The sequence below is a fragment of the Planktomarina temperata RCA23 genome, from assembly GCF_000738435.1.
GTDB lineage: Bacteria > Pseudomonadota > Alphaproteobacteria > Rhodobacterales > Rhodobacteraceae > Planktomarina > Planktomarina temperata.
Genome location: NZ_CP003984.1, coordinates 2,380,614 through 2,402,392, shown reverse-complemented (window position 1 = coordinate 2,402,392; position 21,779 = coordinate 2,380,614). Strand labels below are relative to the sequence as shown.

The window sequence follows — 21,779 nt, the reverse complement described above, 5'->3', positions numbered from 1 at the left end:
GGGGTCAGCCCATCTGATATCCGGGGGTCGATTGCGACAGCGCAGCCTCATCCGCATCCATGTCTTCGGGAATGTCGGCAAAAAGTGGGGTTGTCAGGTATCTTTCGCCAGTATCAGCTAACATTGCGAGGATCACCGACCCGGGCTTTGCACGTTCGGCAATCCCCATCGCCACAGCGACAGTTGCACCGCCTGAAATGCCGGTCAAAATCCCCTCGCGTTGCGCCAACTTTTTGGCCCAAGCGATGCCGTCGGCACCCGGAACCGGAATCAACTCATCATAGCCGCCACTGTCTAGACACTCTTGCAAAACGTTCGGAATGAAATCAGGTGTCCATCCCTGAATCGGATGCGGCTCAAAGCTTGGGTGACCCGCAGCAGGCCCACCATCCGCGCTGCGCGGTTGCGCAATGCCGCTGCCGACCAGTTGAGCGTTTGCAGGTTCAGTCAGGACGATCCGCGTCTCTGGCCGCTCTTTGCGTAGGACACGCGCAAGCCCGGTAACCGTTCCGCCGGTGCCATAGCCAGACACCACATAGTCGAGCCGGTCTCCGGCAAAGTCGCCGATGATCTCACGCGCCGTGGTGGATTCATGGATGTCCGCATTCGCCGAGGTTTCAAACTGGCGGGCCAGAAACCAGCCATGCTTTTCGGCCAGTTCGACGGCCTTCATGTACATGCCCGTACCTTTCTGCGCGCGCGGGGTTAGCACCACCTTTGCGCCCAGCATCCGCATCAGTCGGCGCCGCTCGACCGAAAAGCTGTCGGCCATTGTCACAACCAATGGATAGCCTTTTTGCGCGCAAACCATCGCGAGCCCGATGCCAGTGTTGCCGCTGGTCGCCTCCACCACAGTTTGCCCAGGCTTCAGGGTGCCGTCGCGCTCTGCCGCTTCAATGATGTTCAACGCCAGCCGATCCTTGATTGACGCAGCCGGATTAAACGATTCTACTTTTACGTAAACCCGTACCCCATTCGGTGCGAGATTGTTGATCCGTACGACTGGCGTATCACCAACTGTATCCAGAATGCTGTTGTACAGCATCCCGCGTCCCTTGGTTGCGCGTATGGTCTTGGCGTTCATGTGTCGGCTCCCCAGTATCGGATTAGCAAGGCCCAATGCCCTGAACTTTCCCAATTTCGCGCTTTTCGCCGGGGTATGCTTGAAGGAGTTCTGAAGATTTCATCTAGAAGGCTGCATTTATAGGGTACCATAACATTTAAATTTTGCGGTACAACTTCCTATGGCGTGGATTTTTGGTGACTTCCGACTTGACCCCGAACGATTTGAGTTATCCTGCGGCAGCGAGTTGGTGCGGCTGGAGCCGCAGGTTCTTGCGCTTATTTGTCTCCTTGTACGTCATCACGACAGAATGGTGACTAAGGACGAGATCGTCGAAAAGGTCTGGCACGGGCAGAGTGTGTCGGACGCCAGCATTTCGAGCCGCATCAGGTCGGCGCGCCTGGCGGTGGGCGACGATGGCCATCATCAGACGACAATCCGGACAGTGCATGGAAGAGGCTTTCGTTTCGTGGCGGAGGTTGTAGAAACCGCTCCTGCACAAGCCGCCGCAGCAACGGCCACCCCGGAACCAAACAGTCGGTTAACAGGAAGGCCCTCGATTGCCATTTTGCCGTTTCGACCATTGGCGATGACGCCGGAGCTTGCCATCCTTGCGAATGCAATCCCGTATGAGATCATTCAGGCGTTGTCGCGTCTTCGCTGGCTGGCGGTGATCGCGCGTGGGTCGTCATTCCGGTTCCGCAAACCCGACCCGGACCTCGACCTTGTCGCAACCGCACTTGGTGCCCGCTATGTCCTTTCCGGGATCATCGAAGCCAATGTAAGTGGGCTGGCCGTCACGCTCGAACTTTCCGACGCCAGCACCAACGAGGTGATCTGGGGTGATCGGCTTGGGGCTCCGCTTGATGCAATCGACGATCTTCGCAACCGCATCGTCGCACGTCTTGTCACGGCGCTGGATGTTTACATTCCTCTGAACGAGGCCCGCAGCGCACAAATGGCCGCGATCGAGACGCTAGATGCCTGGACCATTTATCATCTGGGGCTGCAACACCTTTATCGCTTTACCACCACCGACAATCAACGGGCAAAGGGCCTCTTCGAACGGGCAGTCATGCTGGACCCGCATTTTGCGCGCGCGCATGCGGGTCTTTCCTTCACAAGTTTTCTTGAGGCGTTTCTTCATCTTGGGCCCGATGTGAAAGAAGCAGCGCGCGCAGCGCGCCATCATGCCGAAAGAGGGTTGGAATTGGACTCGCTGGATCCTTTTGCCAATTTTACCATGGGCCGTTCGCAATGGTTGACCCATGACCTTGACGCAGCTGCGGAATGGCTTGACCGGGCCACCACGCTGAACCCTAACTATGCGCAGGGATTTTATTCTTCAGCCATGACGTCGATGCTGATCGGAAACTTGGCCGCGACTGAGGTCCGACTGGATACAGCATTGCAGCTTAGCCCGCTGGACCCATTGCTATACGGCATGCATGGGGTCCGGTCGCAAATGTTCATCCAGTCCGGCGACTATGCCGCCGCCGCCCGCTGGGGCGATCGGGCGGCCGCCACGCCTGGTGCACACTACCTGATCGCCATGGTAGCAATGGTTGCAAATGGGCTGGCAGAGCGTCACGAGACAGCCGCACGCTGGCGACAGAAGGTCCGCCAGAGAAAGCCAAATGCGAGTGCTGGGCATTACTTTGCCGCCTTTCCGACCCGCGATATCGCATCCAAAACGCTGATCGCAGACGAGCTGCGCCGCCATGGCTTTTGATGCAACGCATTGTGTCCATCGTCGAATGCTGTGGGATGGCACTGTCAGACAAAACGAGCTTGAGACGGGCAGGGTGGTCTCGTAGCCTCTCCGTATGACAAAACACTCCCCATTCAGGTATTTTAAAACGAGCCCTGAGATCATCCGCTTGGCTGTGATGCTTTACGTTCGTTTTCCGCTCTCACTCCGTAACGTGGAAGATCTTCTGCACGAACGAGGCATTGAGATCAGCCACGAAACAGTTCGGTTTTGGTGGAATAGATTTGGTCCGATGTTTGCTGCTGAGATACGAAGAAACCGGGTCAGTCGGATGCGATCTTATTCGAACTGGCAATGGCACTTGGACGAGGTCTTCGTAAAGATAAATGGAGAGACACATTATCTCTGGCGCGCCGTTGATCACGAAGGTGAGGTGCTGGAAAGTTATGTAACCAAGCGCCGAGACCGCAAAGCGGCTTTGAAATTTCTCAGAAAAGCAATGAAGCGCTACGGCGGGCCAGAGGTAGTTGTGACGGATAAACTACGTTCCTACTGCGCTGCAATGAAAGTTGTTGGCAATGCGGATCGGCAGGAAACGGGTCGCTGGGTAAACAATAGGGCGGAGAATTCCCACTTGCCGTTTCGACGACGAGAACGCGCTATGCTCCGCTTCCGACAGATGCGATATCTGCAAAAGTTCGCTGCCGTCCACTCTTCAGTCCACAACCATTTCAATCAGGAGCGCCACTTCTACTCACGAGATAATTTCAAGCTAAACCGTGCCGCAGCTCTCACTGAGTGGCGCCAACTATTGAGCGCATAGATTAAAGCTGCGCCAGCAATCTGATGTGAGTTCTCATTAGTCTGACAGCACCCTCAGGGTCTATGTGGAACGGAAAAGGTTGGGGTAGGAGCTCTACACCCAAAACACAGGCTCAGCCCCTCAGGGGACTGGGCTTAAGGTATGCAGCCCATGACCACTCAACCATTTCTGTCCATCCTTATTGGCTCTCTGCTGCAAAGTCCAAAAACTCATCCATGAATACAGCCATGAAATCAGTACGAGAAGCAGAATTTGTCTTTTGGATCAGCTTGTGAATTTGTACTTTCACAGTACCTACCTTCGTTTCACGCAGTTCTGCTATCTGTGCATTTGTGAACCCTCGTAATACGAGAATTGCGATTTCTCGTTCAGCATCAGTAAAGCCCCAAGATTCAAATTTTTTCTTCAACAAACTGTCGAAATCATTTCTTAAATAGTAAAGGTTCTGTTCTGCACTGTTAGCCTGTTCTTTCAAAACCGTCTGATACTGAAAAGTTAGCCAAATACCCGCACCAATCGCTACCACAGCGAATCCTTCAAATAGCAGATGTATGAGCTCAGAGGTTTCGTACATCACTGCTTCTAACATGTGGTCTCTAACATCAAAAATGATATCAAAAAGAAAGAACACAAACGCAACAGCTTTCACTACTAAGACCAAATTAATTTGCGTTTGGCTAACCATATTCATACCTTTATTTTTCCCGTTAGTACTAAAAGTCGGTTAGTTAATCTATATAACCATGGTTATAAAAACGTTATTTGTGGCGGTATATAATCAAAGTTCAATAGTCTAAGCCTAGTCCGTGTGCAAATTGAATAGCCAGGAAAACCAAATTTGGAGAATCACAATGCTAAGAAGAAAAATTTTGCAGCTCGTTCTAGCATCTGCAGCAACAAGTACATTGGCATTAATGGGTACGGCTGTTCGTGCTAGTGGCGGTGCAAGTCGTAACGACTCTGGTGCAAGTCGCAATGACTCCGGAGCAAGCCGGAACGACTCCAGCGGAGCAAGCCGGAACGACTCCAGCGGAGCAAGCCGGAACGACTCCAGCGGAGCAAGCCGGAACGACTCCAGCGGAGCAAGCCGGAACGACTCCAGCGGAGCAAGCCGGAACGCCTCCAGCGGAGCAAGCCGGAACGACTCCAGCGGTGCAAGCCGGAACGATTCCAGTGGGGCAAGCCGCAATGGATCTGGCGCAAGTGTTTACTGCGCGACAGATGCAAATGGACAGAAAACTTGTCGGAACGAAACTTCAGATGGCCTATCGAGCGTGAGCGATTCTGACCTCGATGATGTTTTGCGGAGCTTCAACTAATGAAAAGAAAATTGTTACTTCTTATTTTGTTTGTGGCCTCGTTATCTGCCTGCAATATGAAAACCGATACAAGAGATGACGCTCCAATGTTGTTTGAAGCGCTTGATACCAGACCAAACGGTTATAAAGGATCAATTGGGACTGACGCACTGTTCGAGATTACAGGAACAAAAGCTAGCCCAACCCTGTTGTGTCGTAGTGTAAAGGTTGCTTCAAATGAGGGTAACTCCACCCGCCAATATTGCAAAATTAAAGGCGGTGAATGGCGCTAGGTCATGGTCGATCACACACAAGAGACATGGGCGCTAAGTGGCGATGGGCATACAATCTATGCCCGTTGCCCCAAATATTTTGCAGCTATTTTGCACGTCGTTTTGAACGGATGGTCAATTTCGAAAGCTGACGCAAATTCTAACGCCCAGTTGGCTGTTGCTTTCACAAATGGAGGCTATTCAATTGACTCTGTCGTGCTGTCACAACCAGAACAATACGATGAAGTCATAGACGGATTGAACGAATTCTTGGTGAATTTGGCCTACATTGTGCTCAGGAAATATCGCAATGCTAGACTGATTCATTGTGCGGCATACGAAAACAAAGGCGAAGCGCACCTTATCGTTGCCCAGAAAAATCAGGGAAAATCCACTTTAATTTATCAAAAGGCATGTAGCGGCGATCAAGTGCTAGCCGACGATTTGCTGATTTGGTTGCCCAAGACTGCCGAGTTTGTTTGTCTGGGGCTGCCCTTAAGAATGAGAAGACCAGTTTTGGGATTAGACGGCCAGGCTTCTGATTCAGAAAGTTTTTTCGCAGGCAATGGAATTGCGTATTCAAAATCTGGTCTTTTCTCGATCGCACCATTCGGACATAGAATTTTGCTAGACCATATTTGGCAAATCAAGCGTGATTACAGGCCTGACAAGATCCCAATTTACAAAGCAGCACAAACGTTAAACAATTTTCTGATTGGTCCAGAATTTTCAGAAAAAAGAAAAGACAAGGTGAATTGATCATGGCATATTTCTTAAAATATACGAGGACGCTGCACTCGTGGTTTGGGGTAATCGCTCTTCCTTGGGTAATACTTTTCGGCTTGACTGGTTTCTATCTAAATCATCCTGGAATGATTGAAAAAATTTTGCCCTTGCAGAGTTACCAAGAAAACACCTCTGATTACGTCAAGCTAAGCAAGCCATTGTCGGCAGAGGACGCCGCCGAAATAGCTCGTCGATATTGGTCCGATAGTAAAATGAAATCGGTTTCACGTGCGACCTATCATGGTTACGATGTGATCGAATTTGAACGTGAGGCCGGTGCTATCATTGTTGTATCTGATACCGGCCATTATTATGTGAAATCACGTTTGCAGAATAAGATGTTTGCCCCGGATGGTTCGCTTGAAAATAGAAAGATATACTGGGCCTATGTGTTCGGCGTGTTTCACCGCACGGGTTGGCTGGGATGGAGTATCGGCACGGTTTTGGCGGACATTACGGCAATAGCGCTTATTATATTTGGCTTTAGTGGATTGGTTTTGTGGTACTTGCCAAAGCATAAGCGCTTTAAGCGTAGACTGGGAAGAATGTTGCCCTGAAAAACGATGCGTCCCCAGTTTGACGAGGACCGCTTTAGGGACCGCTTTCTGAAAATTTTAGCACCTTAAGTAATTGATTTTATGTTTTATTTTACATAATTTTTTGCCGTGTGGGGGCACCATAATTCATCACATAAATATTAAATATCAACATGTTAATTATTATAGATAGAATTAGCCCCCCCTTTCGTCCCCCCTTTGCGTAGATCAATTGAAGGAACTGAAGCGGCTTCAGAAGGAGAATGACCGGCTGAGAAAGGCGGTGTCTGATTTGACCCTCGATAAGTTGATCTTGAAGGAAGCCGCAAGGGGAAACTTCTAAGCCCCGCTCGTCGTCGTGCATGTATTAATCATGTGAGCAGCCAATTCAAGGTCTCGGAACGGCGAGCTTGTCGAGTACTGGGGCAACATCGCTCTACACAGAGACATGTCCCTAAGGGGCATGCCGATGAAGACAGACTTGTTGCGGATATGATCGAGCTGGCCAGACAGTTTGGCAGATACGGTTATCGCAGGATTGCAGCATTGCTCAGAGAAGCAGGTTGGTCCGTCAGCGATGGCGGTATTGAACGGCTCTGGCGACGAGAGGGGCTAAAGGTTCCACAGAAACAACCGAAGAAGGGAAGACTTTGGCTGAATGACGGATCATGCGTTGCCGCTCTCACTTCGTAACGTGGAAGATCTTCTGCACGAACGAGGCATTGAGATCAGCCATGAAACAGTTCGGTTTTGGTGGAATAGATTTGGTCCGATGTTGGCTGCTGAGATACGACGAAACCGGGTCAGTCGGATGCGATCGTATTCGAACTGGCAATGGCACCTCAGCTATTCTGTGTTGCAAACTAGTGACTATCCAAAAGAGACTTAAGTAAAACCTTTGTGCGAATCTGAAGCTTCGTAGAACCTCAAGAGTCTGGGGAGTAACTACTATGTTTGCTTATAGCGAAGATGGACAGCATTTTTTAGGCTTTCGCACGAACGCCGTTGGGAAAATGCAAATTGTCTATGACTATGAAGGTAAGATGCATCGAATTTATGATGTTGAAACACCTAACGTAAAAACGAAGGTGATTAGCACTGCAATAACTAACGCCGTTAAACATAGAATGGTGGTTCCGACACTTTTTGCAACGCTTTCATCACAAAACATTAGTTTGAAAGAACTTGTCTAAACTTTCATTCTAACACTCTGCTGCTTTAACAGCCGTATTTGCCGGTAGAATAGGTATGCAGGGTACTGTCAGACAAAACGAGCTTGAGACGGAGCGGGCTGTTTCGTAGCTTCTCCGTATGACAAAACACTCCCCATTCAGGTACTTTAAAACGAGCCCTGAGATCATCCGCTTGGCTGTGATGCTGTACGTTCGTTTTCCGCTCTCACTCCGTAACGTGGAAGATCTTCTGCACGAACGAGGCATTGAGATCAGCCACGAAACAGTTCGGTTTTGGTGGAATAGATTTGGTCCGATGTTGGCTGCTGAGATACGAAGAAACCGGGTCAGTCGGATGCGATCTTATTCGAACTGGCAATGGCACTTGGACGAGGTCTTCGTAAAGATAAATGGAGAGACACATTATCTCTGGCGCGCCGTTGATCACGAAGGTGAGGTGCTGGAAAGTTATGTTACCAAGCGCCGAGACCGCAAAGCGGCATTGAAATTTCTCAGAAAAGCAATGAAGCGCTACGGCGGGCCAGAAGCAGTTGTGACGGACAAACTACGTTCCTACGGCGCTGCAATGAAAGTTGTTGGCAACGCGGATCGGCAGGAAACGGGTCGCTGGGTAAACAATAGGGCGGAGAATTCCCACTTGCCGTTTCGACGACGAGAACGCGCTATGCTCCGTTTTCGACAAATGCGATGTCTGCAGAAGTTCGCTGCAGTCCACTCTTCAGTCCACAACCATTTCAATCAGGAGCGCCACTTCTACTCACGAGACAATTTCAAGATCAATCGAACCGCCGCTCTTACTGAGTGGCGCCAACTATTGAGCGCATAGATTAAAGCTGCGCAAGCAATCCGATGCGAGTTCTCATTCGTCTGACAGCACCAAGGCGAGTTCTCATTCGTCTGACAGCACCGGCTAAACAGAACTTCCAGTTTCCAGGGCTTAGTTAAAGTCTCTTTTTAATGTTTGGATCGACTTGTTTCCCTATTGAAAAGTGACACATGTTATGGGGCTGGATAAAGTGACAAAAGAATTTCACTAGCCTTTTTCGAATTTTATCAATGAGATATGTCTGAAGCGCTGCCTATACGTTCTGGAAGATTTGGTCGTGTCGCACTACTTGACATGGACAAAATTTTGTCCGTCATGCGCACCTAAAAAAGATTACACAGCGCAGAATGACTTTGCTATATTAATCTAATGAGATACTTGAGCTCAAAATTGATGTCAGTGTTTGCGGCGCTGATATTAGGTGTGAATGTGGGTTTTGCTCAATCAGCATGCCCATCGAACGGTAATTTTCATAATTGTTTTGGTACATTCATCTGGCATTATGGTGATAAATACGTTGGTGATTGGAAAGATGGTAAAAGAGCCGGACAAGGCACCTATACTTATGCAAACGGTGACGAATATGTAGGAAAATGGGAAGATGGTAAAAGAGCCGGACAAGGCACCTATACTTATGCAAACGGTGACGAATATGTAGGAAAATGGGAAGATGGTAAAAAGAACGGATACGGCAGTTACACGTTTGTTGATGGTAGCAAATATTCCGGTGAGTGGGCTGACGGCGAAAAGAGCGGCAGGGGCGCTTTTACGTCCGCCATGGGTAACAAATATGTAGGCTATTGGAAAGGCGGTAAGAAAAATGGACACGGTAAACTAACTTTAGCCAACGGTGACACATACGTCGGTAATTGGAAAAACGGCAAAATGAATGGTCAAGGCACTTTCATCTGGCATAATGGCGACGGATACATTGGTGATTGGAAAGACAGTAAAAAGAATGGGCACGGCACATTAACTTTAGCCAATAGCGACAAATACGTCGGCGATTGGAAGAGTGGCATGAGGAACGGACAAGGCACATATACTTTTGCTGATGGGGATAAATACGTCGGCCAATGGAAAGACAACAAAAGGAACGGTCACGGCACTTTCACTGGGTATGATGGCTCAAAAATTGTTGGCGAGTGGAAGAATGACAAATTCCTTTATGGTGATAAAATCGCCCCACCGCTCTTGATAGCTTTCATTAACCTATCTGAAAAGGATCGCAAAAAAGTCCAGTCAGTCTTATTGGACTTGGGCTTTTATAATTCATTAATCGATGGAATGTATGGCAAATGGACGTCCGAAGCTCTGACTGCTTACTACGAAAAAAATTCAGGCATTGATGATGTTAAAAATACTGAAAACGCAATAAGGCTTCTTTCAGATTTATTGAAAATTTAATTAATATGTATAACGGCACTGTCAGACAAAACGAGGTTGAGACGGGCATGGTTGTTTCGTAGCTTCTCCGTATGACAAAACACTCCCCATTCAGGTACTTTAAAACGAGCCCTGAGATCATCCGCTTGGCTGTGATGCTGTACGTTCGTTTTCCGCTCTCACTCCGTAACGTGGAAGATCTTCTGCACGAACGAGGCATTGAGATCAGCCACGAAACAGTTCGGTTTTGGTGGAATAGATTTGGTCCGATGTTGGCTGCTGAGATACGAAGAAACCGGGTCAGTAGGATGCGATCTTATTCGAACTGGCAATGGCACTTGGACGAGGTCTTCGTAAAGATAAATGGAGAGACACATTATCTCTGGCGAGCCGTTGATCACGAAGGTGAGGTACTGGAAAGTTATGTTACCAAGCGCCGAGACCGCAAAGCGGCATTGAAATTTCTCAGAAAAGCAATGAAGCGCTACGGCGGGCCAGAAGTAGTTGTGAAGGACAAACTACGTTCCTACGGCGCTGCAATGAAAGTTGTTGGCAACGCGGATCGGCAGGAAACGGGCCGCTGGTGTAACAATAGGGCGGAGAATTCTCACTTGCCGTTTCGACGACGAGAACGCGCTATGCTCCGCTTTCGACAAATGCGATGTCTGCAGAAGTTCGCTGCAGTCCACTCTTCAGTCCACAACCATTTCAATCAGGAACGCCACTTCTACTCACGAGACAATTTCAAGCTCAATCGAACCGCTGCTCTTGCTGAATGGCGCCAACTATTGAGCGCATAGGTTCAGGCTGCGCCTGCAATCTGATGCGAGTTCTCATTCGTCTGACAGCACCCTTTTGCACTCTCTACATCTTCAGTCTTAGTTGTTTTGATAAGTCGCTTGCCACTTGGCAGTGTCAGTCGAGCATACCAGTTGTCACTGCCTGCTCGCTTATCCAGCCTCAGCTTCTTGTGAATTTGTATGGAATTAACTCCATAGCTCATCTGCAAACTGCTCCCATTTGTTCACACAAACGATAGCATTGGATTCGTCGAATCTACACCGATATTTTGTGTACGAATTGTGTACAGAAATATTGCGACTATATGTAGTCTTGAGTAGTGGTTTTTGGCTAATATCTACAAGATATTGTGGAGGCGGGTACCGGAATCGAACCGGTGTACACGGATTTGCAATGGAATGTACGCGTTTAAATAATTGTAATTAAATAGTTATTTTTATTAAATGTACGGTGTGTATGTAAATGTGTAAGTCCGTGTGTTGTATTAAAGCAAGAATTGTGTGTTCAACACCACAAATGCGCTTATCGGAACCCTTAAGCCTCGGAAGTAACAGACTATTGCTCGAGATTAACTTTTTATCTTTTCCAGGTTTTTCCTAATCCACTGAGCGAGTTCATCTTCACTCATATCACTCGCAGCTACGCGTATGATCGTCTTATACTTGTCTTCAGGTGAGGCCGCTAAAAAGCGACGAACGGCGCTTTATTCCATGTACTTCATAACCTTTTGACAGCAAAAACTCTGCTAGATAAGAGCCATCCTGTCCAGTTATCCCAGTAATTAAAGCTCGCTTCATTTATCTTCTCCGTTAATTCCTGGAATATACATCTTCGTATCTGACGATACCGCCCACCAGCGCCCGAAGCCATCATCCCGATGGACCAAAGGCCGATCATGCACTAACTTTCAATATGGACCACTCAAGTGGGGCTGCTCAAAACGAGGTACTAGTGCTGTCAGAAAAGCAGAATTTATCCTGCACATTGTGTTCGCATTAGCAGTCTGAGGATCAACTTTTCCAGGGGCATAATTACCGTGTTCAACACCCTGATTTTGCTCAATTTTGTGTGAAAACTGTGTATCAACTGTGTAAGCTGATTTTGAAGGGTAAATTTCTCTTAAGTCGTTGTTTTTAAGTATTTAAATGGGAAGTTTGGGCGAGTGTAACTGTTTTTGCAATCCAGAAAGAGAGACTTCAAAAACAACGACTTAAGGGTGCAAAACACCCCCTGACAAAAAGTGAACAAAAAGCGAAAGTTTCAAAGCCAATTTCGCCGGTTCAAAACGAAAAAGGCCCCGTCACAGCGGCAACTGTGAACCGGGGCCAAATAGAAAAAGCCTGTCAGCTTTCAATGGACAATAGCATAGGCCCGTGCTGCACCGCAAACGCTCAGTCTGCTTTTTCATGGCCTCTGACCGGTGAGGTGGTCCAATGAGCTGGCGTATCGCAAACGAATGCGCCGAACGCCGCTTTGGCAGCGCCGCGCGCAAGCAGATCATCATGTTCCTGGCTGACAAGGCGAGCGATAATGGCTCGGGCATCTGGTGCTCCAAGGGCACGATCCAGCGCACCATCATCGACTTCCTGCGTGAAGGCATCTTGATCGAGACAGGGCGGCGACACTGCAAGAACGGCTACACTGTCATTTACCGCATCGTTCTGGAACGCGTGGCCGCGCTCGACCCCACCGCCGAGCCCGACATTGAGACGGGGGTCACTGTGAACCCCGTCCAGCCTGAACCCGGTACGGGGTCCACGGTGAACGGGGTACGGGGTTCACGGTGGACCCCAAACCATCCTAAAACCATCCATAAACCACCTACGCGCAGGCGCGAGGCGGCGGCGGAGGTTGAAGATTTTGAAACTGAGAAGATCTTGGCGGCCTATCCCGAAGACAGGATCCGAGACCGGCGGACTACTCTGCGCCTGATTGCAGCGGCTGAGAAAGCCGGTGTGGAGCCCGATGACCTGAAGCAAGCGATCAAAGCCTATGCCAACGAAAGCGAAGGCTACACGCGCAGCAAGGTCTGTTTCTCAGACAACTGGTTCAAGATGCGCCGGTGGGAGAAGGGGCTTGCCCAGGTGCAGGCCGACCGTGAGAAGGCGCGAGAGGCCGAAGCCAAAGGCCGTGCGAGCCTCGCCGAGTGGATTCACGAGCGCCATCCCCTGTGCCGCCATATCACGAACCGGCAGACCGAGGATTTGATTGCGTCAAAGCTGGTGACGCCCGAGCAGGTCTGCGCTGCGGGGCTGCAGTCGTGAGTGTAGCTCGCATGTTACGCTGTGGCGTAAAAATAAAATATTTACGTTGCGGCGTAATTTACTTTGATTTACGCTACTCCGTAAAAGGAGCCGCATCATGGACCTCACAGCACGCACGGCCGAGCAGATCGGCGAGGCACTTCGCCGGACTCGAAAGGCGCGCGGCTGGACCCAAAGGCAATTTCATTGCGTACGAAATCGTAGACCGCGCCAATACGGTCATGGGTCGCAAGAGCTTTCCACCCTCTTTCCGCAACCAACTGCTCAATCGACGGATGGCCGAAATTCAGGATTGGGGTGGCTGCTAACAGCCGGTCTTCTGCGCTCATCATACATCTCCTCGAATCGTCTTTGAGTAAGGTATAATTGCTACAGTGACTATAGGTTAAAGGCTTAACTTTAAGCGCTGCGTGAACCTAGGAGAATGACGGCAGCGCCAAAGAGGCAGACAGCCGCTCCCATTGCATCCCACCGGTCAGGCCGCTGGCCCTCAACCAGCCACATCCACGTAACTGATGCTGCGATATACACCCCGCCATAAGCCGCAAATGCTCGCCCCGCGACGGTGGTATCGACCTGCGCCAGCAACCAACCAAACGCTAACAAGGCGCATCCTCCCGGGAGTATCCAAAATGGGGTTGCCCCGAGCCGCCACCAGGTACAGATTGCGAAGCAACCGGCAATTTCGGCCAATGCGGCGAGTGGGTAAGCGGCCAGTGCTGGCATTACTAGGCTCCAATCTCATCGTGGTTGGTCAGGCACTGAGAATGATCGCGTAGAACTTCGAGAACCTTACAGTCGGCCGTATTGCCTCCGCTGCATTCGTGGATCATCCGTTTCAGCTCTGTGCGCAGCGCTTTCAAGCGATCCATCCGCAATTCGACCTGTTTGAGTTGTCGACGAGCGATGGAGTCGGCCTCATGGCAAGATCGATCCGGATTGTCGCTAAGATCAAGTAGCTCGCGGATCGCCTCCAGCGGAAATCCCAACTGGCGCGCGTGTCGAATAAAGGACAAGCGATCGACTTCGGCGTAACCGTAACGCCGCTGCCCGCCTTCAGTGCGACCCGGTTCGGGCATCAGGCCGATCTGTTCATAGTATCGAATGGTTTGGACTTTTGTTCCGGTCTTCTTTCCCAAGCTTCCAATTGTCAGCATGCAACCTCCATATCTATAGTGTTGGTAGCTATAGCTATTGGCATGCGCAAGCCAGCACTGTAATCACATGTCCGTGAAGGGCTGCTTCTTAGCCAAGAAATAGCTTGAACCTCTAGCAGCTAGAACATTTAGACTGCTGTAAAAATGGGCGGAATCGGGCGTAATACGACCAATGAGATTTTCTACGTTACAAAAAATGCTTTGGGGACTCGTCACAATCGCGATTGTTGGGTTCATTTGGCTGCAGGTTTCTACCAGAAGCGAACCGCGGGCTGATGATCCTGCGTTCCGGGCGGATTTCGAACTGACCGATCACCAAGGCAAGGTGCAGACGGACGAAGACTTCGCAGGGCGCTGGATGCTCGTGTTCTTCGGCTTTGCGAATTGCCCTGATGTCTGCCCCACGACCTTGGCCGAGGTTGCCGCCGTCATGGATGGGCTCGGCTCTAACGCGGCCCAAGTCCAGCCTCTTTTTATTTCGATTGATCCGGAACGTGATACGCCCGAACAACTGGCAGGGTTTGTCCCGGCCTTTGATGCCAATATCATCGGTCTCACCGGTACAGCGGATCAGATCAAGCGAACGTCCGAAACCTTCCGTGTATATTACGAGAAGATCGAAGAGGCGGCTTCGCCCAATGGGTACACGATGGGGCATTCCTCTCAGCTGTTCCTCTTTGATCCCCAAGGCGGATATGTCGGGGCTTGGACATATGGCACATCAGCTGAAGAAATTCTTTCTGACCTTAAGGCGCGGATGTCGATATGAGCCGATTGATGTCAAAAGAGACGGCTTTGACCGCCGCGTGGATCGTCGCTTTGGGAAGTTCCCTGGCCGTGCTCTATATCGGTGAGGTGCTGGGGCAGGCTCCGTGCAATCTGTGTTGGTTTCAGCGCGCTTTCATGTTTCCGCTAGCCATCGTTCTTAGCCTTGGTCTCTGGTGGGAAGATCATCGGGTCGGCCGCTACGGTGTTGCGCTCGCCCTTGGTGGGGCCGCCATCGCACTTTGGCATCTGGGCCTCTACACTGGAATTCTCCCGGAGCGCATCCAGCCCTGCACAGCGACCGGCCCGTCTTGCACCGATGACAATCAGGTCTTCCTCGGCGTCCCAATCCCGCTCTTGTCGCTGATCGCCTTCGGGTTGATCGTGGTCCTGTCCATTTTCTCCCTGAAGGAACCACGCACATGAAAAACAAATCGATCGTTCTATCGGTCCTTCTCGTCGGTCTTGCAGTCTTTGCGGCCGCCGTTTGGTTTCAGTCGCGCTCGGCCTCGGTGGTTCAGGTTGAGCTAGTCCAGCCGGAAATCGCGGAAACACTAATCCGGTCCTACTCTCCAATCATTGGTCCGGAAGAAGCCCCTGTGACTATAGTCGAGTTCTTCGATCCGGCTTGCGAAGCCTGCCGCGCCTTCCATCCGATTGTGAAGGACATACTGGCCGAGCATGACGGCGATGTACGCGTCGTGCTGAGATATACCCCCTTCCACGGTGAAGCCTCAGAACAGGCCATTCGTGTGCTCGAAGCGGCACGCATGCAGGGCGTTTTTGAGCCGGTCCTCGAAGCACTCCTTGAGTTCCAGCCCCGGTGGGCCTCCCATGGTGCCCCCGCGCCCGGTTTAATCCTTGCGATCGCTGAACAAGCTGGTCTTAACGCTGACAACGCGCAAACGCAGATGATGGCTCCTCAGACCGTTGGCGTTCTCAATCAAGATCGCGCCGATGTGGAAGCGGTTGGCGTGCGCCAGACACCCACCTTCTTCGTAAATGGAAAACCTCTTGATCCCTTCGGCGCAGATGAGTTGCGCGCCCTCGTGGCTGCGGAAGTCTCGGCGAATGGATCATGACCAGAAAACTATCAGGAACAAACCTATGAGAAAATCTACCTTCCATGCCCTTGCATTCAGTATTCTGGTCGGATTGCCTACAGCTTCCCTTGCGGGTTCGGAAGACATTGTGATCGAAGACGCATGGGCCCGCGCGTCTATCGGTACCAACCGTCCGGGCGTAGCCTACATGACCCTGCGCAACACGGGCACTGACCCGGTGACATTGGTCGGGCTGGAAACCCCATTGGCCATGATGCCGGACATCCACGAAACCACGACTGATTCAAATGGTGTCAGTTCCATGGGCCCTGTCGGTGAAATCAACATTTCTCCGGGCGAGAGTGTCTCGCTGGAGCCAGGCGGCATGCATGCGATGCTGATGCGGTTGCAAGCCAAGATGATCGAAGGCGAGACGTTTCAGCTAACCTTAAACTTTGCCGATGGCGGGACACTGACTGTTGACGTTCCAATTTTTGGCATTGCGGCGCTCGGTCCGGAAGGCTGATGAACCGAAGAACCCTTTTCACTTATGGTGCCGCAATAAGCGGGGCGCTTGCGCTCACGCTATTTATTGGCTGGTGGCGAGTGAACGGTCCCGGCGCGCCTGAACCTGTAGCTCAGCGACCCTTGCCGCTCACCCAGATGGACTTTCAGATGACCGATCAAGGCGGTGCAACCGTCGGACCCGCGTCGCTTCTGGGCAATCCATCCATGGTGTTTTTTGGCTTCACATACTGCCCCGATGTTTGCCCAACCACATTGTCGGATATTTCTGGCTGGCTTGACGACCTTGGAGATGATGTTGCGGACATGAACGTCGTGTTCATCACGGTCGATCCGGAGCGCGATACCGTGGACGCCATGGCGGAATATGTCAATTATTTTCACCCTGCTATCCAAGGCTGGAACGGGACGCTTGAAGAGACAGCGCGCGCTGCCGCTGGCTTCCGTGCGCGCTATGAAAAGGTCGCCACGGACGGCGACTATACGATGAACCATACGGCAAGCGTCTTTCTCTTTGATGCTGAGGGGCAGTTTTCCGGCACAATAGACTACCATGAACAACGGGAATTCGCGGTGCCAAAAATCCGCCGCGTCCTTGCAAGAACCGGAGAACAATCCTCATGAAGCTTTTTACGCTCGCAACCCTTTTTTCAATGAGCTTCGCCGCTCAGGCCATCGCCCAAGCGACCCAAATTGAAGTTATTAAGACGAATGGCTGCGGGTGCTGCCTAGCGTGGATGAAACACCTCGAAGAAAACGGCTTTGAACCCACAGGTGAGGATATGTTTGCAGGCCTTTTTGTACGCTTCAAACTCGATAATGGCGTTCCGCAACGTATGGTGTCCTGTCACACGGGGCTCATCGACGGATATGTGATCGAAGGCCATGTCCCAGCGGGTGATATACGCAGGTTACTCAGCGAAAGACCAGACGCAGTAGGCCTCGCGGTGCCGGACATGCCGCTTGGCTCGCCTGGTATGGATCAGAGCCGCTGGCGTGAGGCCTACGACGTGTTTCTCATCAACAACGACGGGTCGACAGAAGTCTTCTCAAGCTATTCTGGCGACTGAAGAGATTTACAACGAAAGATATAAATTTGGACACTCTCTCCCCCATCATGCTCGGATTTCTGGGTAGTCTTGCCGCAGGTTCAATGACCGCCATTGGCGCAATACCCGTGCTTTTTGGTCGCGTACCGTCTCGCGCTACCCGAGACCTCTCACTTGGTTTCGCAGCAGGCGTGATGCTGGCGGCATCGTTCTTTTCCTTGATTATACCGGCACTTGATGCTGCTGAACTACGGTATGTGAACGAGGCCGCACCGGCAGCTATTGTGTGTATTGCGATCCTCCTCGGGATGGGTGCCGTGGCACTCATGAACGAGAAACTCCCGCATGAGCATTTCAGCACAGGTCGCGAAGGGCCGGAGGCAGCATCCCTTCGACGGGTGTGGTTGTTCATTATCGCCATCACGATCCACAATTTTCCTGAAGGGCTCGCTGTTGGCGTCGGCTTCGGCGCGGACGGTGTGTCAGGTGGTATGCCGCTTGCGATCGGGATCGGGCTGCAGAACGCGCCCGAAGGTCTGGCCGTCGCGGTGTCACTGCTCGGCGAAGGGTATTCGAAAGTCCGGGCTTGGGGGATCGCCGCATTAACTGGCATGGTTGAACCCATTGGAGGGCTTTTGGGTGCGGGGATCATCACGATCTCCGAACCGCTTCTTCCTTGGGGTTTGGCGTTTGCCGCAGGTGCGATGCTCTACGTTATCAGTCACGAGATCATTCCTGAAACCCACCGAAGCGGTCATCAGAACAAGGCAACACTTGGCCTTGCGATCGGCTTGGTCATCATGCTGTTTTTGGACGTCTGGCTCGGATAAAAAAAGATGAAGATATTCATCCTTCCCGGCCTGACTACCGTGTTGATCGCTCTTTTCGTGGATCAAGTCACGAAGTTCTTTGTCATGGACAACGCATCCTCGTTTGCCACCGGCATTCAAATCTTACCCATATTCGACCTTGTGTATGTTCAAAATGATGGGGTTAGCTTCGGGATGTTCGGGGGCATGCCTTGGTGGGGACTGTCGGCATTGGCGCTTTTGATATGTGCCGTTCTCGGTGTGCTGCTTTTTCGCAGCGACAATCGTATCGAAGCTGTTGCACTTGGTGCGATCATTGGCGGCGCACTCGGAAACGTTGTAGATCGCTTCCGATTTCAAGCCGTTACTGACTTTCTGAGCTTCCACATCGCGGGCCTGTATTGGCCGGCCTTCAACTTGGCCGATGTTTTTGTCGTATGTGGCGTTGGCGTACTTTTGTTGTATCCGGTGTGGGACGCACGTCGTCAGGCATAAATGTCGATGGGCGTGCCATCGCGCACCATTGCATAAATCTCTTCAATCTGCCGATCACTGACCGCAATACATCCGGCGGTCCAGTCCTGCTTATTCGTTGGATCGATCCCCCGCCTCGGGCCACCGTGGATAAAGATATCACCCCCTGGAGACTGGCCCTGAGCTGCCGCAAAAGCGCGGTCGGCCGCATTCGGGTACGAAATGCCAATTGAGAGATGAAACAGGCTCTCGGGATTTCGGCGGTCGATGGTATAGGTTCCTTCGGGCGTGCGTCCGTCGCCCTCGAATTGCTTGTGTCCTTCCGGGGCAAAACCAAGCCCGACCGGGTAAGAGCGCAGCACGCCCTGCGCTCCATCGAGAACGAGCAGTCGTTGAGATTTGTAGAGGCGCAGGCGTGTCACGTCAGGGCCAGTGTACGAACTGAATTTGTTGGCGCATCCGGCCAAGAATGTCGCGACCGCACCAGATAGGAACAGCCGTCTCGGTAATTTTGTTATCATTACTGCCCAATGCCTCTTCTTCGGAAGTTCGTTTTGCCTATCTGATACAGCGTTGCCTTCCGCCAATCAATGGCCGTGAGCCAGCGCGCCCTTTGCCAATTCTTCGCCAACTTGCTCTCCGCCGCGCGGTCCTTGATCGTTGTCGCGCGCTCGTAACAACCGCAAGGCATTCGCGACAACGAGGAGCGAAACCCCGACGTCTGCCGCGATCGCGCCCCACATGGACGCCATGCCAAAGGCGGTCGCGACTACGAAGACTGCCTTGGTTGCTAAAGACAGGCCGATGTTCTGTTTGATGATCGACATGGTCCGGCGCGAATGCCCGATCAGCCATGGAACTTTGCCGATATCATCGGTCATGAGCGCGATGTCCGCCGTTTCAATCGCAGCGTCCGACCCAACTGCGCCCATTGCGATGCCGTAATGCGCACGCGCCATTGCCGGTGCGTCATTCACTCCGTCCCCGATCATTGCGACGGTGCTATATTGTGCGACCAGCTCCTCGATCGCTGTGACCTTGTCCTCGGGCAAGAGTTCTGCACGCACCTCGTCGATGCCGACCTCGGCAGCCACTGCACTTGCGGTGGCCGCGTTGTCACCCGTTAGCATGATGATCTTTTTAACGCCTTGAGCGTGCAAGCGCGCGATAATGCCCTTGGCATCTGGCCGGATCCGGTCACGCAGTTCGAGAACGCCGCTGACGCCTTTCGCGTCACCGATCGCCACAAGCGTGCTTCCAGCGCCTTCGATCTGATTGCGTAGATCAGCCGGGATATCCCCGCCAAGGCCCTTTTCCTCGGCAAACCGATCGGAGCCGAGCCATATGGACTGACCATCCATTTGACCCTCAAGGCCGCGTCCTGGAACGGTTCGGGTATCCTCGGCGGCGACAATTTTTATTCCGTCTCGCTCTGCACGGCCAAGGATCGCCCGTGCCAGAGGATGTGACGAGCGCGCTTCGAGGGCAACGGCCCGTGCCATAAGTTCGGCTTCGCTTGTGTCACCAAGCGGATAAATGGCCGCAACCTCGGGCTCACTCATGGTGATCGTACCGGTCTTGTCCATGGCTAGTGCTGTCGTGCGACCCGGGGCTTCGACATAGGCTCCGCCCTTGATCAGCACACCGTTGCGCGCCGAGGCGGCGAGGGCCGCGACAATAGAAACTGGAGTCGAGATCACCAAAGCACAAGGGCAGGCGATGACCAAAAGAACCAGTGCGTTGTAGAACCAAAAGCCCCAATCGCCGCCCGCGACAAGTGGGGGGATTACAGCAATGAGAATGGCAAGCACCATCACAACTGGCGTGTAAATGCGGGCGAACTTTGTCACCCATTGTTCGACCTCCGCGCGACGCGAATGCGCATCGCCAACCATGCGAATGATCTTGGACAGAACCGTGTCAGACGCGGCCTTCGATGCCCGTACAGTCAACGTGCCCTCACCATTTATGGTGCCCGCGTAGACATCGTCGCCTGCCTCCTTTGGCACCAAGGCGCTTTCACCTGTAATGGGGGCCTGGTCGACGGCTCCCGCCCCGTCGACAACTTCTCCGTCGAGAGGAATGCGGTCACCACCGCGCACGATGAACTTGGTTCCAATAGCAACGGCCGCTGCAGGCATATCAGCCTCAGACCCATCATCGTAAATAATCCGCGCCGTAGGAGGCGCGAGGTCGAGAAGTGCCGAGACAGCATTGCGTGCGCGCCCGACGCTCCAGCTTTCAAGATACAGTGAAAGTGAGAAGAAAAACGCAACAGTCGCGGCCTCAAAGAACTCTCCAAGTGCGATTGCACCGGCAACGGCAACCACCATCAACAGGTTCATATCAGGAGAGATCCGACGCGCAGACGACCATGCTTTAGGTGCGACCAGCCACACACCTAATAGAATAGCGCCAGCGAACAAGGCGATTTCCGCAATTGGCATCGCGGCTTCACCATGGCCGGAAAAAATGCCGATGGCCCCGCCGATGCCAGTTTCAACAAGGTGGTAAATGAACCCCGCCGCCCAAAAGCCTCCGCTCAGCATCGTGAACAGCTTTTGTTTCTTCAGATGTGCAGCCTGATCAGCGCTGGCGTCCTCGACATCCCACGGTTTGGCCGTCATGCCTGTTGATGCGACCGCCTTGATGATGTTGTCCGAGGACACTGACGTGCCACCTTCAAGAACGGTCATTCTGGCGTTAATGACGTCAAAGGCCAGAAATTCCGCCCCTCCGACCTCTGGACCGACGACTTTGTTGAGGATCGAGACCTCTTCCGCGCAGTCCAAACCGCTGACGTGAAAACTTCGCCCGTCGGAGGCGCTGACTTGCGTTGGCGCGATAGCATCACCGCCGCAGCAACTTGTACCTGTTTCTGAAGAAGAAGCAGCGGCATGATCGTGATCATGATGAGCAGCAACGTGTGGCATGAATTATCCCTAGATTCGCGACTATTTGGCAAGGATACGAGCTACAGCAACTAGAGCTTCAAGAA

26 protein-coding genes and 3 pseudogenes are annotated in these 21,779 nt (G+C 52.0%); 21 read left to right on the top strand and 8 right to left on the bottom strand.

Translation table 11 applies throughout. The annotated features are described in order from the left end of the window. Positions 1 to 4: 4 nt before the first annotated feature. Positions 5 to 1,084 carry a PLP-dependent cysteine synthase family protein gene (locus RCA23_RS11500; protein ID WP_044050444.1) on the bottom strand — a complete coding sequence of 360 codons (1,080 nt, stop codon included), beginning with the start codon at positions 1,082 to 1,084 and terminating at the stop codon, positions 5 to 7. A 160-nt stretch (positions 1,085 to 1,244) separates the two neighbouring features. On the opposite strand from RCA23_RS11500, the gene RCA23_RS11495 reads away from it, so the two are divergent. Beyond that, complete coding sequence (locus RCA23_RS11495; protein ID WP_044050443.1) at positions 1,245 to 2,795, top strand: winged helix-turn-helix domain-containing protein; 1,551 nt, start codon at positions 1,245 to 1,247, stop codon at positions 2,793 to 2,795. A 94-nt stretch (positions 2,796 to 2,889) separates the two neighbouring features. Continuing rightward, positions 2,890 to 3,597, top strand: a complete 708-nt coding sequence (locus tag RCA23_RS11490) for an IS6 family transposase (RefSeq protein WP_044050442.1) — start codon at positions 2,890 to 2,892, stop codon at positions 3,595 to 3,597. Positions 3,598 to 3,775: 178 nt separating this feature from the next. On the opposite strand, the gene RCA23_RS11485 is transcribed toward RCA23_RS11490, so the two are convergent. Then, entirely contained in the window at positions 3,776 to 4,288 is a 513-nt protein-coding gene (locus RCA23_RS11485) for a helix-turn-helix transcriptional regulator (RefSeq protein WP_169701400.1), read from the bottom strand. 251 nt (positions 4,289 to 4,539) lie between these two features. Between RCA23_RS11485 and RCA23_RS11480 the strand changes: the two genes are divergently transcribed. From RCA23_RS11480 to RCA23_RS11440, 10 genes and pseudogenes are all read left to right on the top strand, one after another. Beyond that, positions 4,540 to 4,875 carry a hypothetical protein gene (locus tag RCA23_RS11480; RefSeq protein ID WP_169701399.1) on the top strand — a complete coding sequence of 112 codons (336 nt, stop codon included), beginning with the start codon at positions 4,540 to 4,542 and terminating at the stop codon, positions 4,873 to 4,875. 40 nt (positions 4,876 to 4,915) lie between these two features. Then, on the top strand, positions 4,916 to 5,188 hold the full coding sequence (locus RCA23_RS11475; RefSeq protein WP_044050439.1) for a hypothetical protein: 273 nt from the start codon (positions 4,916 to 4,918) through the stop codon (positions 5,186 to 5,188). Between the two features lie 3 nt (positions 5,189 to 5,191). Then, positions 5,192 to 5,926: a hypothetical protein gene (locus RCA23_RS11470; protein ID WP_044050438.1), complete on the top strand. Its 735-nt coding sequence runs from the start codon at positions 5,192 to 5,194 to the stop codon at positions 5,924 to 5,926. A 2-nt stretch (positions 5,927 to 5,928) separates the two neighbouring features. Then, positions 5,929 to 6,510 carry a PepSY-associated TM helix domain-containing protein gene (locus RCA23_RS11465; protein WP_044050437.1) on the top strand — a complete coding sequence of 194 codons (582 nt, stop codon included), beginning with the start codon at positions 5,929 to 5,931 and terminating at the stop codon, positions 6,508 to 6,510. Between the two features lie 202 nt (positions 6,511 to 6,712). Further along, positions 6,713 to 7,164, top strand: a pseudogene (locus RCA23_RS16275) (IS3 family transposase); the annotation flags it as partial. Between the two features lie 4 nt (positions 7,165 to 7,168). Beyond that, positions 7,169 to 7,321: pseudogene (locus tag RCA23_RS17015) on the top strand (IS6 family transposase); the annotation flags it as partial. A 118-nt stretch (positions 7,322 to 7,439) separates the two neighbouring features. Beyond that, on the top strand, positions 7,440 to 7,682 hold the full coding sequence (locus RCA23_RS11455) for a hypothetical protein (protein ID WP_044050435.1): 243 nt from the start codon (positions 7,440 to 7,442) through the stop codon (positions 7,680 to 7,682). Positions 7,683 to 7,800: 118 nt separating this feature from the next. Next, positions 7,801 to 8,508 carry an IS6 family transposase gene (locus RCA23_RS11450; RefSeq protein ID WP_044050434.1) on the top strand — a complete coding sequence of 236 codons (708 nt, stop codon included), beginning with the start codon at positions 7,801 to 7,803 and terminating at the stop codon, positions 8,506 to 8,508. Positions 8,509 to 8,901: 393 nt separating this feature from the next. Further along, positions 8,902 to 9,915 (top strand): hypothetical protein, encoded by a 1,014-nt coding sequence (locus RCA23_RS11445; RefSeq protein ID WP_052377151.1) that lies wholly within the window; start codon positions 8,902 to 8,904, stop codon positions 9,913 to 9,915. Positions 9,916 to 9,986: 71 nt separating this feature from the next. After that, positions 9,987 to 10,694 (top strand): IS6 family transposase, encoded by a 708-nt coding sequence (locus tag RCA23_RS11440; RefSeq protein WP_044050433.1) that lies wholly within the window; start codon positions 9,987 to 9,989, stop codon positions 10,692 to 10,694. 681 nt (positions 10,695 to 11,375) lie between these two features. On the opposite strand, the pseudogene RCA23_RS16270 reads toward RCA23_RS11440, so the two are convergent. Next, a pseudogene (locus tag RCA23_RS16270) lies at positions 11,376 to 11,492 on the bottom strand (GDP-mannose 4,6-dehydratase); the annotation flags it as partial. A gap of 636 nt (positions 11,493 to 12,128) precedes the next feature. Between RCA23_RS16270 and RCA23_RS11430 the strand changes: the two are divergent. Beyond that, entirely contained in the window at positions 12,129 to 12,959 is an 831-nt protein-coding gene (locus RCA23_RS11430) for a hypothetical protein (protein WP_044050431.1), read from the top strand. 104 nt (positions 12,960 to 13,063) lie between these two features. Here the strand turns inward: RCA23_RS11430 and RCA23_RS11425 are convergent, their stop codons facing one another. The 3 genes from RCA23_RS11425 to RCA23_RS11415 form a co-directional block, all read right to left on the bottom strand. Next, positions 13,064 to 13,288 carry a hypothetical protein gene (locus RCA23_RS11425; protein WP_081871026.1) on the bottom strand — a complete coding sequence of 75 codons (225 nt, stop codon included), beginning with the start codon at positions 13,286 to 13,288 and terminating at the stop codon, positions 13,064 to 13,066. A gap of 70 nt (positions 13,289 to 13,358) precedes the next feature. After that, a complete protein-coding gene (locus tag RCA23_RS11420; RefSeq protein WP_044050429.1) occupies positions 13,359 to 13,685 on the bottom strand; it encodes a YnfA family protein in 327 nt (108 codons plus the stop codon). Positions 13,686 to 13,687: 2 nt separating this feature from the next. Continuing rightward, positions 13,688 to 14,116, bottom strand: coding sequence for a MerR family transcriptional regulator (locus RCA23_RS11415; RefSeq protein WP_044050428.1), 429 nt, complete (start codon positions 14,114 to 14,116; stop codon positions 13,688 to 13,690). 172 nt (positions 14,117 to 14,288) lie between these two features. Between RCA23_RS11415 and RCA23_RS11410 the strand changes: the two genes are divergently transcribed. From RCA23_RS11410 to lspA, 8 genes are read left to right on the top strand one after another with little or no spacing between them, the layout of a single operon-like run. Then, complete coding sequence (locus tag RCA23_RS11410; RefSeq protein ID WP_052377150.1) at positions 14,289 to 14,885, top strand: SCO family protein; 597 nt, start codon at positions 14,289 to 14,291, stop codon at positions 14,883 to 14,885. After that, entirely contained in the window at positions 14,882 to 15,307 is a 426-nt protein-coding gene (locus tag RCA23_RS11405) for a disulfide bond formation protein B (protein ID WP_044050426.1), read from the top strand. The genes RCA23_RS11410 and RCA23_RS11405 overlap by 4 nt, the downstream gene beginning before the upstream one ends. Next, on the top strand, positions 15,304 to 15,963 hold the full coding sequence (locus RCA23_RS11400) for a DsbA family protein (RefSeq protein WP_044050425.1): 660 nt from the start codon (positions 15,304 to 15,306) through the stop codon (positions 15,961 to 15,963). Before RCA23_RS11405 ends, RCA23_RS11400 begins: the two co-directional genes overlap by 4 nt. A gap of 25 nt (positions 15,964 to 15,988) precedes the next feature. After that, positions 15,989 to 16,450, top strand: coding sequence for a copper chaperone PCu(A)C domain-containing protein (locus RCA23_RS11395; RefSeq protein WP_044050424.1), 462 nt, complete (start codon positions 15,989 to 15,991; stop codon positions 16,448 to 16,450). After that, entirely contained in the window at positions 16,450 to 17,073 is a 624-nt protein-coding gene (locus RCA23_RS11390) for an SCO family protein (protein ID WP_044050423.1), read from the top strand. Before RCA23_RS11395 ends, RCA23_RS11390 begins: the two co-directional genes overlap by 1 nt. Beyond that, the gene (locus RCA23_RS11385) at positions 17,070 to 17,519 is read left to right on the top strand and encodes a DUF411 domain-containing protein (protein ID WP_044050422.1); all 450 of its coding nucleotides are present in this window, start codon (positions 17,070 to 17,072) and stop codon (positions 17,517 to 17,519) included. The genes RCA23_RS11390 and RCA23_RS11385 overlap by 4 nt, the downstream gene beginning before the upstream one ends. Positions 17,520 to 17,545: 26 nt before the next feature. Next, a complete protein-coding gene (locus RCA23_RS11380; RefSeq protein WP_025054192.1) occupies positions 17,546 to 18,328 on the top strand; it encodes a ZIP family metal transporter in 783 nt (260 codons plus the stop codon). Between the two features lie 6 nt (positions 18,329 to 18,334). Beyond that, a complete protein-coding gene (gene lspA / locus RCA23_RS11375; RefSeq protein WP_044050421.1) occupies positions 18,335 to 18,802 on the top strand; it encodes a signal peptidase II in 468 nt (155 codons plus the stop codon). Here the strand turns inward: lspA and RCA23_RS11370 are convergent. Beyond that, positions 18,793 to 19,302 carry a L,D-transpeptidase family protein gene (locus tag RCA23_RS11370; RefSeq protein ID WP_044050420.1) on the bottom strand — a complete coding sequence of 170 codons (510 nt, stop codon included), beginning with the start codon at positions 19,300 to 19,302 and terminating at the stop codon, positions 18,793 to 18,795. The two genes, lspA and RCA23_RS11370, sit on opposite strands and share 10 nt — an antisense overlap. Before the next feature lie 66 nt (positions 19,303 to 19,368). Further along, a complete protein-coding gene (locus RCA23_RS11365) occupies positions 19,369 to 21,714 on the bottom strand; it encodes a heavy metal translocating P-type ATPase (protein WP_044050419.1) in 2,346 nt (781 codons plus the stop codon). Between the last annotated feature and the right edge of the window lie 65 nt (positions 21,715 to 21,779).